The 13,401-nt window shown below is 38.8% G+C and carries 10 protein-coding genes; 4 read left to right on the top strand and 6 right to left on the bottom strand.

Annotation, left to right across the window (positions count from 1 at the left end):
* The first annotated feature begins 113 nt into the window (after window positions 1–113).
* Entirely contained in the window at window positions 114–6,098 is a 5,985-nt protein-coding gene (locus HCX49_RS04090) for an alpha-2-macroglobulin family protein (protein ID WP_168126252.1), read from the top strand.
* Window positions 6,099–6,211: 113 nt separating this feature from the next.
* On the top strand, window positions 6,212–6,466 hold the full coding sequence (locus HCX49_RS04095) for a hypothetical protein (RefSeq protein WP_168126253.1): 255 nt from the start codon (window positions 6,212–6,214) through the stop codon (window positions 6,464–6,466).
* Between the two features lie 66 nt (window positions 6,467–6,532).
* Here the strand turns inward: HCX49_RS04095 and HCX49_RS04100 are convergent, their stop codons facing one another.
* The 6 genes from HCX49_RS04100 to HCX49_RS04125 form a co-directional block, all read right to left on the bottom strand.
* Window positions 6,533–7,222 (bottom strand): CPBP family intramembrane glutamic endopeptidase, encoded by a 690-nt coding sequence (locus tag HCX49_RS04100; RefSeq protein WP_168126254.1) that lies wholly within the window; start codon window positions 7,220–7,222, stop codon window positions 6,533–6,535.
* A gap of 77 nt (window positions 7,223–7,299) precedes the next feature.
* On the bottom strand, window positions 7,300–7,881 hold the full coding sequence (locus HCX49_RS04105) for a Crp/Fnr family transcriptional regulator (protein WP_132767382.1): 582 nt from the start codon (window positions 7,879–7,881) through the stop codon (window positions 7,300–7,302).
* 171 nt (window positions 7,882–8,052) lie between these two features.
* Window positions 8,053–9,123 (bottom strand): NADH:flavin oxidoreductase/NADH oxidase, encoded by a 1,071-nt coding sequence (locus HCX49_RS04110; RefSeq protein ID WP_168126255.1) that lies wholly within the window; start codon window positions 9,121–9,123, stop codon window positions 8,053–8,055.
* Window positions 9,124–9,199: 76 nt separating this feature from the next.
* Window positions 9,200–9,586, bottom strand: a complete 387-nt coding sequence (locus HCX49_RS04115; RefSeq protein ID WP_132767386.1) for a nuclear transport factor 2 family protein — start codon at window positions 9,584–9,586, stop codon at window positions 9,200–9,202.
* A gap of 132 nt (window positions 9,587–9,718) precedes the next feature.
* Window positions 9,719–10,582 (bottom strand): AraC family transcriptional regulator, encoded by an 864-nt coding sequence (locus HCX49_RS04120; RefSeq protein WP_168126256.1) that lies wholly within the window; start codon window positions 10,580–10,582, stop codon window positions 9,719–9,721.
* Window positions 10,583–10,926: 344 nt separating this feature from the next.
* Window positions 10,927–11,343, bottom strand: coding sequence for a winged helix-turn-helix transcriptional regulator (locus HCX49_RS04125; protein ID WP_021190983.1), 417 nt, complete (start codon window positions 11,341–11,343; stop codon window positions 10,927–10,929).
* A 102-nt stretch (window positions 11,344–11,445) separates the two neighbouring features.
* On the opposite strand from HCX49_RS04125, the gene HCX49_RS04130 reads away from it, so the two are divergent.
* Window positions 11,446–12,543 (top strand): alkene reductase, encoded by a 1,098-nt coding sequence (locus HCX49_RS04130; RefSeq protein ID WP_168126257.1) that lies wholly within the window; start codon window positions 11,446–11,448, stop codon window positions 12,541–12,543.
* A gap of 4 nt (window positions 12,544–12,547) precedes the next feature.
* On the top strand, window positions 12,548–13,249 hold the full coding sequence (locus tag HCX49_RS04135; protein WP_168126258.1) for an SDR family oxidoreductase: 702 nt from the start codon (window positions 12,548–12,550) through the stop codon (window positions 13,247–13,249).
* Window positions 13,250–13,401 lie beyond the last annotated feature (152 nt).

Consider the following 13,401-nt stretch of genomic DNA (forward strand, 5'->3'; position numbering starts at 1 on the left):
GTTTTATTGGGAAATTTTGATATCTCTACACGAAAATTTGTGCGTATAATGAAGTATAATGTGTGTGTTTGGAAAATTTATCTATTTTTAAGGGAATTTAGTCAATACCTTTTATGAGTTGGAAGTCAATTATCGTTAGTGTTTTAACCTTTTTGTATTCGATCGCCTTATTTGGGCAGTCTGCACTGTTCAATAGTCAACGTCAGTCTTCGGATTCTTATATCTATAAATTAAACCCCGAGATTTTAAAAAAGATCCATATCGGAGAAGTGAAATTTAACGAGGGTATGCTGACCGATTTTGTTCAAAAAGGAAAGTATCGTAATCAAAAACTCAATTTGCCACGTGGCAATTATGTGGAGGTCCGTGCTGATGAAAATAACCTGGTATATGATGAATTTATCATTGATGATCTGTATGCTAAGGTCATTCCGACCGAAGCATTTGCGGTTTGCTTGTACGATTCATTGGGTAATATGATAACCGATGCACACCTTTCTTTGGGCAAGAATAGGGTCTCTTATGATCGGAAATTGGGCTATTATCATGCTGCTAATGCGAAAACAGGTGATATCGTCAGCATCTTGCATAAAGGGGTGTATCATTATCTACGTGTAGAAAAGAACTGGCCTTATGAAGAAAAAGTATCCTTTTGGCAAGGTGTGAAAACAAACTGGCAACGGACACAATATAAATTTAAAAGGATTTTTCGTAAGAAAAAAAGTTTTGATAACCAAAGCTTTATGGTATTCAATAAGCCGATGTATAAGCCCAATGATCAGGTGAAATTCAAGGCTTATCTCGAAGAGGGTAAATGGAAACCAAATCTAGATTCGGTGGATGTACATGTAGTGGGCAATGCTAAAGATACGGTCATCACAAAACTTGCTCCCTATCGCCCTGGCATGTATGCTTTTTCTTTTGACTTAAATGCAGGACTGGGACTTACCCTGGATAAATATTACCGTGTTTTATTGAAGTCTAGCAAATCTAAGCAAGTGCTGCTTGAAGAGTCATTTCGATATGAAGAATATGAATTGAAAAGTCTCACGTTTAGCATGAAATCCGATCGCACGGATTTTGCAAAAGGGGATAGTATCCGCCTGAAGTTAAAGGTTGTCAATGAGAATGATATGCCTGTTTATGATGGTCGAGTAGAATTGAAAGTTGTACCAAACTCCTACCGTACAGGAAAGATGAAGGCGAATCAGGTGAATTTTGTTCCAGATACGTTGTGGCAGACAACGGTGTCTCTTACTGAAGTCGCGGAAAAGGAAATAGTTTTGCCAGATTCGATTTTCCCGTCAGACATGGGTCTTCCTTTTCAAGTTATAGGTACCTACCTCAGTTCGGACAATGAGCGTCATGAAAAAATACTGCAGCTCCATTTGCTTGATACGGAAAAAGAAATTCGTATCGCCGTTAAAGACGGGCAGGCGGAGATTAAGTATTTTGAGAAAGGTATTGAAAAATCAAGCGATGCTAAGATCGAATTATTAGGTGAAAACAATGAAATGTTGCGCGTAGAGCAGGTTCGTTTACCCCATATCATACCGGTTGCATGGCAGGCAACGGAAATAGGAGTTAAGGCGAATGGAATTTCTGAAATCTTGGATTTGGAACAGGAACAAAAGGAGCAACTGCGTTATCGTTTTTACCGCACGACCGATTCGGTTTTATTGACGGTGAGTAATCCGGCCGCTATTCCTTTTTGGTATCGGGTTAGGAAAGGTAAGAAAATGGTTTCGTCGGGTTATGCGACTCAATTAAGCGAAGCATTTTCAGAACGGGGAAAAGAAGGGTATAGCCTGCAGATTACTTATCTTTTTGCAGGCCGTGCCAAAGTGATAAAGGAAGATCTTCCTTTTATGCAGAAAAATCTGAATTTAGAGGTCAATACAGCGACAACGGTTTATCCTGGTCAAAAGGCTGAGGTGCAATTGTCCGTGACCGATAAAGTGGGCAAACCTGTGCCGGATGTGGATATTACGGCTTATGGATTTACATCAAAATTTAAAAATACAAGTGCTCCAAATGTCAAGATTGGCGGGCTCATTCGGTATGTTCAACCTTTCCAGAATTTTAATTTTGATCTGGATGAAGCCCAGATAAGACACCAGGAGGCATTAAAGGACTGGGCGAGATGGTCTAAAGAAATGCAGCTTGATACGATTGCTTTTTACCAATTTTTATTTCCTAAAGTTTATTATCAGGCGTCGCAGCCGGTCGCGGAAATTAAAAGCCAAATTTCTCCATATCTGGTGGTAAATGGCTTGGTACAAGGGGTTCATATGATGTGGATAGATGGTGTTTTGACTTATGCGAAACAGAGTCAACACCATGATGATTATATTTTTGAAATCTATCCGGGACAGCATGAATTTAAATTCAGAACACATGACAAGGAGGTATTGGTGAAAGGGTTCCGCGTTGAAAAAGGCAGGAGAATGATCGTATCCTTTAATATAGGGCAGGATACAATTGGATTCAACTACCCTGATGAAACGCTGGGTAAAGGACAGATCTTGGTCAAAATGCTGCCCAAGGACGATGTTGGAAAGCTGAAAGATACCGAAGTCACAGAACTCAAAAAGCAGTTGATTTCCGTAACCAATAATTTCGGAGCTTGGCAGTTACCAAATCTAAATGTGCCTATCGAAATGCCGGCTTATATCCAAACTTCAGGCGATCTTTTTTATCTGAATCCATTTCCGAACAGGACCTATAACAGTAGGCTTAGGACCCAAGTGTCAGCACCTGTTTTGGTAGGTCCGTTTCCGCGTACCGAAATGTATAATGGCGTGCCCAAAATAGCAACATTAATCGTGGATACGACATCAATTGGACGTTTTGAAATAGAAGGCGGATATCAATATACACTTTATCAGCAGTACCAAAAGTTGAAAAGTTTTGATGCGGACTATATACGAAAAGATGCACCTTACTTTAAACCGCAATTGGATTTCACGAAGAAATTATGGATGCGTAGTGATATTCAGAAAAATGTGGCGAGTAAATTTAAGGAGGCCATGCAAAATAATAGTGGAGTTGCGCAATTTGTTTTGGCGAAAAAAGATTCCAAAGAACCAACCTTTAACCTCAATTTAAGTTATGGTCTGGATGCTGAACAAAAGCTTGTCAAGCCTGCTCTTATTTTCGTAGAACCTGCAAAAGCGGAAGACCATAGGTATTATAGACTGTATTATGGAGCTGAAAATAGCTTGCGTAATTTACCTGTCGGAGATATTATTTTGCATGTGGTGAAAGACGATTCGATAGCCTATAGTTTGGCTGTAACGTTAAAATCGAATGGCCTAAATTACCTAAAACTGGATGGTATTCAATGGAACCAGCGATCACCTCAAGCCGCAGTGGCTTATAAGATGGTCCGTGATGAAACCGTTGCAAATAGGGTGTTGAATCCGCTTCGTGATTCTATTCTTTATGAACAGCAGGGGCATGGTCAAGTTCTAAAAATAAACAAGGCTGAATTTATTGCAAAGCGTAATAGCAGCTCCGCTGTCAGAATTTTGGTTTATGATGGTGATGCACCGGTGATCGGGGCTGCTGTCAAAAAAATGGGTACGAAACAGCAGTATTTTTCCAATTTTGACGGTAGTATCGAATTGGAGCTTTCGGATGAAAAAGCAGTACAGTTGCAGATTATTGCAATAGGCTATAATCCTTCGGATATCAAAGTATCTATGGGGCAGGATTATTTTGTTGAGTTGAGGGCGCAGGACAATCAATTGGATGAGGTCGTTGTGATGGGCGTGGCTAGCCAAAAGAGGGTAAGTATGACAGGTTCAGTTACAAGTGTCACGGTCAATAATATGCCAAATTTGTTGCAAGGAAAGGTGAGCGGTATCTTGATTCGAGGTAATAACAGTATGGATGCTGGTACAAAACCGCTGATCTTGGTGGATGGTGTGGTGTTCGAAGGTGATCTTGCTTCTTTTGATCCGGCTGCAATTGCTTCCGTGAATACGGTAAAGGATCAATCCATGATTGCCTTGTACGGCGCAAGGGCTGCCAATGGAGTCATTATGGTACAGACAAGAACTGGAACTGTGGCTGCAGTACAGCCGAATGTTTCCATGCCTTACCTCGAATCGGGTAATACGATGCGGGTCAACTTTCATGATGATGCTTTCTGGCAACCGAAGCTCAAAACAGATGCTGCAGGGAAAGCAAGTTTTGAGACTACTTATCCAGATGATATTACCAATTGGAGAACAATCTTTATCGCCAAGGGGGTAAAAGATTTTGCAGATACCAAAGAGTTGAATATTAAAGCCTTTAAAGCTGTTTCCGCACATTTGGCAGCTCCCCGATTTGCTATTCGTGGCGATCAGTTTACCGCAATAGGTCGAGTGGTTAACTATCTTGGCGATAGTCTGGAGGTGTTACGGACGATCTACAATGGGGTTGATTCTGTAAAAACGAATTTGAAAATAGCGAAGTCATACCGCGATCCAATTGCTGTTCGGGCTGGAAAAGGCGATAGCTTGCAACTTTCGTATGCAATCGGACTTTCTAATGGCTATTTTGATGGCGAGAAACGAAATATTCCGATTTTTGAAAAAGGACTGGAGCAGCATCAGGGTGATTTTAAGGTGTTGAATGGAACAGAAGAATATCAGTTAAAAACATCACCTGAGCTGGGAGAAATCACCGTGCATGCTGAGGCCAATTCATGGGAATTCATCCAGCGCGAAATAGCACATATTGATGCTTATAAGTTTTTGTGCAACGAACAGCTGGCATCTAAATTAAGTGCGCTACTTTCTAAGAAAGCGTTAACAAAACTTTTAGGGAAACCGTTTGAAGAAGAGAAAAAAATCCTTGACCTTTTGAAAGAATTGCAGAAAAACAAGAATACAGTTGGAGGTTGGGGCTGGTGGAATAAAAGTGAAACGGTATCATGGATCAGTAATTATGTCGTTTCTGTGCTATTGGATGCTGAAGATGCGGGTTACAGGACGGGGTTGACGAGAAGATTGTATATCGAACGGGAGGAGGAAAGCTTGAAAAGAAGTTTAGCTTCTTTGGATGTTCTTTGGAACAAAGATAAACTTAATATGGCCAAGGAAGGATTGTTTAACGCATTGGTGTTTTTAAACCGGCTGGATCCCAAAACGGATTATAAACACTATTTTCTTGCTATTGATGGAAAGTTGAAAAGTAAATCAACGAAGGATATATTGCTTAAATATCTGTTGATGGCTAAATTGGGGATCGCAGATGCTCATGCCGCAGATACTGTGCTTAAATATGCTTCAAAAACAATTTTAGGTGGTATGTATTGGACTTCGGGAGGTGTTTCTGATAAGAACGAAAGGATATTTTTGAATCCAACCGAAACGCATACGGAAAATACGCTATTGGCGTATGCAATATTGAAAACAATCGGGGGGCATGAATCGGATCTCGAGCTTATTCGAAATTATTTCTTTGCACAGAAGCAACGGGGTAACTGGAGCAATATCTATGAGTCTTCACGGATCATTCGAAGTATTCTTCCAGATTTATTGAAAGAAGGTGAAACTTTTCAGTCTCCTGTAGCAATTGTGAACGATAAGCGTATTACCGCATTTCCTAATACGCAGAAATTTGCTGCAACTGAACAGATTCGTGTGCGTAAAGAAGGGACAGGACCGCTGTTTCTGACGGCATATCAGAACTTTTGGAATGCCAATCCTGCTCTTGAAAAAGATAAAGGTTTGACAGTTTCTACTCGATTTAAGAACGAAAAAGGACCTTTAACTACGTTAAAAGAAGGTAAACCGATTAAAATTGAAGTTACTGTATCGCTGACGGGAGAGGCCGAGTACGTCCAGCTTGAAGTTCCGATTCCTGCGGGTTGTACTTATGAAAGTAAATCGCCTGGATATTACCGAAATGAAGCCCATCGGGAACATTTCAAAGATCGGGTAGTTATCTTTTGTCCAAAATTGAATAAGGGGTCGCATATTTTTGAAATCGAGCTATTGCCACGATACACGGGGGTCTATACGGTAAATCCGGCAAAGGCGGAGTTGATGTATTTTCCTGTTTTTTATGGTAATGAAAAGATGAATGAGATCGTGGTGGAATAGGCTTAATATAAGAAGAAGGCTGGGGGTAATTCTACCGGCCTTCTCACGCTGTATTATCAATATTTTCAATGGCATGTTTATTGAACTACTGAAAAACAATATAATTTAATAACATGAAATACACATTAATTAGTACTGCTGTTACCTTGCTTATTTTATATATCGGTACTGGTTTCTTACTGTTGTCGGATTTTGGTGCCAATAAAGCCTTCAATCCTGGTGAACAGATAAATACCTGGTTATTTGTTTTTGGTTGGTCAATGGGGAAGCTCGGTTATGTACTCATGGCATTTTTAATTCTTCTTTTCTTTGTATTTATAAGATGGTTAATCTTGAAAATCAGCAATAAGGTAAATCCAGTGGATTAATGGTTATTAATACCGACTATTGAAGACTAAATAATCTTTCTGAATGAATTTTTGGTTTTTTATATTCTAGCTTAGTATAATTTTTTGTCCATTTTGTTGTTTTTTTCTAATGATCAGTGCAATGACCCAGATGGACAATAATGAAATGAGTAGGATGATTTTTATGGTATTCATCTCCGGGAAAAAATTATTGAGCGAGTGAAATGCAGCTACTGCTACTAATGAATTGGTATTATTGGCAACTTTTCCGATTCCCCAGCTGCCAAGGATTAAAATCCCCAAAAACAAGAGGTTTGAACTTGTTAAATCAAAGTTCAGGTGCCAGATAAACCAGAGTACAGCCACGATCAGAACATTTAAAAGTTCCGGTAATGGCTTAAGCTGTTGCTGTAAAAATCCGCGCCATCCGATTTCTTCTAAAAGACCATAAATTAAGATTGCGGTAATAGCTTCAAAAGATAGGGTTCCTTTGATAGCATACTCCGTACCTAAAATTAGGATAATGGGTAATGCCCAGTATAAGAGAAAAGGGATCATGATGTTGCTGTAGTTCCCTTTTAATGTTAGAACGGGTTTTATTTTAAAGAGAGCGAAGACGGCTAATGCGGCAATGGTGGGAGAAATACCCTGTAGGATGATTTTAATAAATCCGCTTGATATACCGTTCAATAAATCGGTTTTATTGGTCAGATAGCGAAGAAGAACGGCAATGATAAAAAACGTCAGGACAGCGAGATAATTTACTTTATTTTTCATATATAATGGCTTTATTGAATGTCCAAAAGTAGCAAGATGATTTCGCTAAAAAATTGACGAAAGTTAAGAAATGTATACTACAGGTTTTTTTTTCTAATCCTGCTCAGACTTTCTGCTGCTATACCGAGATAAGAGCAGATGATTTTTAATGATGTTCTCTGGAAAATCTCAGGACGCTCTTTGATTAATTTTAAATATCTCTCGGTAGGGCTGAGCGTCAGTAAATTAATCTGTTCGGATTGTTTTCTGATGAACATGGCATCGGAAATAGCCTTGCCAATGATTAGCCCTGTAGTGGACCTAGAATATAAAGCATGCAGATCGCTATGGCTGATAGACCATACGAGCGATTCTTCTAAAGCCTGCGTCTTGATAACCGTTGATGATTGGGTAAGAAAGGATAGGTAATCACTGAATAATTGTTCCTCGTAATATAGATTAATGCAGATATCTTTTTCTTCTGCCAAAACAAAGTGTGCAACGGAACCGCTAATTAATATGTTGATGTATTTTTCTTTACTATGATAATCTTTTATTAACTCATTTTTTTTAAAGGTGCGCACCTGTAGATATTTTGCAAATTCAGTCCATAGTTTCAGGTCAGCTTTGTAAAATGGGTCAAATATTTCTTTTACTCGTTGCGGTGTGGGTTGCTCCATAAGTAGTCTTAATTCTTGATCTTTTTTTAGCAGTTTATCATCAGTTGAACGGTTGATGAAATATCCGTCAACTTACAAAATATTTTCTTTATATAAACTCGTATTTTTAGGAAAGTGAGCCGAAAAGTTAGTTAAATAATAAGGAGGTTCAATATTGAACCTCCTTATTATTTAAAATGCGAGTTCATAAGGTTTCGGGGTAGGTGGTTGTGAGCGAAGTTCTCCTGCAGCTGCTAAGGCAAAATAGGGATTTCTTAAAAACTCTCTTCCTATGAAGATCAAATCGGCATCTCCGTTTGTCAAGATGGTTTCTGCCTGATGTGCATTCGTGATTAAACCTACTGTACCAACTATTAAATTGTCTTTTATTTCTCTTTTGATGGCACTGGCGAAAGGTAATTGATATCCTGGACCGACTGTAATTTTAGCTTTAGGTACTGTTCCACCGGTCGAAACATCAACAATATCGATTTCAAATTGTGATAACTTTTTACTTAACCATTTTGAATCTTCAATTGTCCAACCCTCATCCATCCAATCTGTTGCTGAGATGCGTACCGCAATTGGAAGATTTGCAGGCCATACTTCTTTAATTTTATCAATGATTTCAAATAGAAAACGCGAACGGTTTTCTCGGTTTCCACCATATTGATCGGTTCTTTTGTTCGAAATAGGGGATAAGAATTCATTGATTAGATAACCGTGTGCACTGTGTATTTCTATCAATTTAAAACCAGCTGTTAATGCTCTCTTAGTGGCATCTGCGAAAGCTTGTTGCACTGATGTGATATCATCTGAACTCATTTCGCGTGGGATTTGCATGTTTGGAGAGAATGCTATTGCAGACGGAGCAATAACTTCCCATCCATTTTCATCATGAGGCATCAACGGATGACTGTCACGTCCAGATGCCCATGTGCTTCCTTTTCTACCAGCATGTGCTAATTGGATTGCTGGGACACTGCCAGACTTCTCTATAAATGATGCAATTTTAGTAAGCATTTCAATATGATCATCTTTCCAGATTCCCAAGTCTCCAACTCCAATGCGTCCATCGGAATGGACTGCTGTCGCTTCGAGCATGACAGAACCTGCACCACCCATCGCTCTAGAGCCATAATGTACTAAATGCCAATCATTGGCAAAACCATCATTAGCCATATACATACACATGGGCGACGTAACGATCCTGTTTCTAAAAGTTACTGATTTTACAGTTAAAGGACTGAATAATTTTGACATATCTAAATTTTATAACGAATTTTCACCGGAAAGGAAGGTCTTATGTCCAATGAAAAGTTGAAGTAATAGTTTTTGATTATTTCGTGTATAGATGGAATAGTTTTGCAACAATTTTCCATTCTCCATTTATTTTTATCAGGGAGTGATAATCTGTGAAATCTTCATCAGCGGCGTCGTGTTCCATTTCAACACGAACTACCGCTGTGGTGGACGTTTTGTGTAACACCGTAAGATTGGTCTGAATATTTGGTGCGGCACCAAATTCTTGAACGTAGGCATAAAGGTTCTCTATACTACCTTGTGAAAGGTCGTGCTCTAAATGACCATACATAACAGCATCTTGATGAAATGCTTTTTTTAACTGTTCGATATTGCCCGTTTTTAGTCCATCCACGTATCCTGCTACAATGGCTAACACATCTTCGTAATCTTGTACAGTATTACTGTTTTTATTTGTCGACATAATTTTATATTTTTTAATTTATGTTACAAATTTACAGACGATAAAAGGTTTCCATTTTTTTATAACGTCCAACTATTTATTCTATTAAGTCCAAATGAGCAGGAGAAATCGGGCTTGATGGCCATCTCTATTTTAATGACGAAATACGGTCGGTGCTTGTCCGTGGTATTCTTTAAAGATTCTCGAAAAATGTGAAATGTTTTCGAAGCCCAGAGAATAACAAATTTCTGAAACAGGCAATTGTGTTGCCTCTAACATTTCCTTCGCTTTTTCAAGACGTTTTTCCCGAATCCATGATGCAGGAGTCATGTTGTAAATGGCTTTAAAATCTCGTTTAAAACTGGATAGGCTTCTGCCGGATAGATACGCTAATTCTGGTAAAGAAACTGGTGAGGCAAAATGCATTTCGACAACATGACGGATATCCGCCCTAACGGGCTCATGCAACTGTAAAATTTGGAGAAACATATTCCGATTTCCCTCAGCGATGTCATACAGTAATTCCATGATCTTAAGGCGTAATTGTCCGGGCTGCACAACAGAATGATCCAAAAAATAAGGTTTCATAGAATTTGCAAAAGCAACAAGGCACTCATTCATCGGGTAAACTCCCGTCTTTATTTCTCCTTCAATTTTCGGAACCTTTATTTCAGACATAGCTAAAAATGATTTTAATAAATCATCTTTGATGCTAAACATCAGGCTGTCATAGATATTGTCATTATCGGGATTACCAATTTTATCGTATTTGACCGCCGTTGCCTTTTTTAGCAGAATCATTTCATTTTTACCGACAACATACTGCTGTTTGCCATAAGTTAGCGTTGCAGATCCTTCGAGCACTATCATGAGGAGATGCTCTTCCAGATACATCGTTCCCTTAGCTTCCATACTATGGATGCATTGCTCAATAATAGAGCATCCGTCGAGCATTAACGCATTTTGAGGGGTAGGACCACTTATTAATGATGTTGGTACTTTGATCATTTTTTTCATAAACGATATTTAAAACTCAGATGATAAAGGAAATCAAAAGAAATTTGAATCACCGATTGATGACCAGTGAAGTAAAAAATATAATGCAAATATATTGAAATAAATAACACTTAACTTTTCTAATTAGTCCTTATATTTTGACTATTTAGTTCAAATAATTGACCAGTTTATGAAGGTATAAGTTTTCCAATATCTAAATCATGGGTCAGGAGATCTGCTTTTTTGCTTAAAAGTTTTAACAGAATTGCTGTTACTTATTTTAAGAATAACTGAACTTTGCGCCACTGTACGAAAGATCTCATAGGTGAATTGATCTCCTGCTTGTCATCTTAACTTTTATAATATCAGTGCTCTACCTTAATTCCATCCGATAATACTTTCTTTTGTGCTTTTATAAAACCCGCTTTATCTTTCTTAACAGCTTTAATGATCTCTTTCTGTTCTTTGGGTACCGTGTAATATTTGTCTACCCATAATTGCATCTCAATCAATATGGGGAGTAAATCGATACCCTTCTTAGTAAGGGTGTATAAAACTTTTGCTTTGCTTTCCGGATGATCCAGTTTACTGATCAGTCCATTTTCTTCCAGCATTAATAATCTTGAAGCTAAGATATTGGTCGCTATCTTCTCGCCAGATTTTAAAAAGTCGCTGTAGGTGCATTGTTTCAAGCGCATTAAATCCCGGATGAGCAATAAGGACCATTTATCTCCTAAAATATCTAATGAACAACTGATAGGGCATTGCGATCTATTTTTCATAATAATGTATTTTTTTTAAAAAACACTTGCGTTTTGCAAGTTGAATTTTATATTTGTACTTGCAAAATGCAAGCAAATTTACTATTTTAAATTATTAATACCATGGAAAACAGTGTAATATTTAATTCTTACCATAAAAATGGATTACAATTGCGGAACCGGATAGTGATGGCTCCCATGACCAGAAGCCGTTCTGATAATCCCGAAAATAAAGCAACAGCGTTGACTGCGCTGTATTACAAGCAACGTGCTTCTGCTGGACTGATCATTACCGAAGGTACATTTATCAGTCCTGAGGCAGTAGGTGTTATACATGTTCCTGGAATTTATACGCAAGAGCAGATCGCAGGCTGGAAATTGACCACGGAAGCAGTACATGCTGAAAACGGAGTCATCTTTGCCCAGCTTTGGCACACTGGAGCATACTCGCATCCTGATCTTCATCAGGGTAAAAAACCGTTGGCTCCGTCGGATGTAAATCCAGAGCAGCAGGTTTTTACAGCAACGGGATTTAAACCTACTGTCGCTCCTCAGCCCATGACGGTTGCTGATATTAAAAGAACGGTTAATGATTTCAAACAAGGGGCGCTTCATGCTTTTGAAGCTGGATTTGACGGTGTTGAACTTCATGCTGCCAACGGCTATTTACTGCAGCAGTTTTTTAGTAAAAATTCTAATCTGCGCAACGATGAATATGGGGGTTCGATCGAAAATAGAGCGCGCATTCTTTTCGAGATTTTGGATGCCATAAAAGAGGTTGCCGATATCCGTAAAGTTGCGGTTCGTCTCAACCCTTCTTTAAACGGTATTATGGGTATTTTGGTCGACGATGAGACCATTGCATTTTACAACTATCTAGTCAATAGGCTGAATGATTACGATCTGGCTTATCTGCACTTGATAGAACCTTTTACTGATGTTTCCGGAAACGCCAATGCTATCCAGGAAGTTGCCAAGCATTTCCGTCAGCTGTATACAGGAACGATCATCATTAACCGCGGCTTTAATAAAGATACGGCCAATCAGGTTATAGGTGATGGTGATGCCGATCTGGTATCATTTGGTGTACCCTTTATTGCAAATCCTGATTTAGTGGAGCGTTACAGAACCGGAGCGACACTAAATGTTCCGGATCAGAATACATTTTATACGCCGGGCGAAAAGGGTTATACAGATTATAAAACTATAGATCAACAGTAACAATATGAAAACAACAGGAAATACCATATTCATCAGCGGCGGAAGTGCCGGAATAGGATTAGCGATCGCTAAGAAATTAAATGCAGCAGGAAATAAGGTTATTATCAACGGCAGAAATGAAGAACGGCTTCAAAAGGCGTTAAAAGAACTGGATCAGGCAGTGGCTATTCAGGGAGATCTGTCGGTTGAATCTGATAGAATCCGTATTGCCAATGATTTGAAAACAAATTATCCGGATGTTAATATTATCATCAATAATGCTGGTGCTGCATTTGCTTATCTTTTGAGTGAAACTATCGGAGCACATGAAAAAGCAGCTATTGAGATGAATACCAATTATTTCAGCGTCATCCATTTTACAGAATTGCTTATTCCACATCTTCTTCAGAAAGCTGAAGCGGCTGTTATTAATATTTCATCAATAGCAGTGTTCGGAAGCCATGTGATGCTGCCCACTTATGGTGCTACGAAAGCAGCGCTCCATAGCTATACTGCCGCATTAAGACAGACCTATCAAGATCGGGAGAAGTTGCAGGTCTATGAAGTTTATCCGCCTTTGGTCGATACCGAATTCTCCGCAGAAATCGGAGGGGCAAACGGTATTCCTGCTTCTGAGGTTGCTGATGAATTGTTTTTAGCTTTGGAAAAAAATCAATTTGATGTTCCTGTAGGAGATACCAAACAGTTTTTCCAGAAAACTCACTAGCCACTAGAAACGGTTCTTCATTTTAGCAAAAAATGAGGAACCGTTTTAAGTAAATGCTTCTAATTTCAAAGTAAAATGAGCATCATTACAGTTTGAATATAGGGAATAGGACTTACTATTGGGCGCGTTCTCGCCATTCATTTACGCTGTTA

This window comes from Sphingobacterium sp. B16(2022), assembly GCF_012030425.1.
Lineage (GTDB): Bacteria > Bacteroidota > Bacteroidia > Sphingobacteriales > Sphingobacteriaceae > Sphingobacterium > Sphingobacterium anhuiense.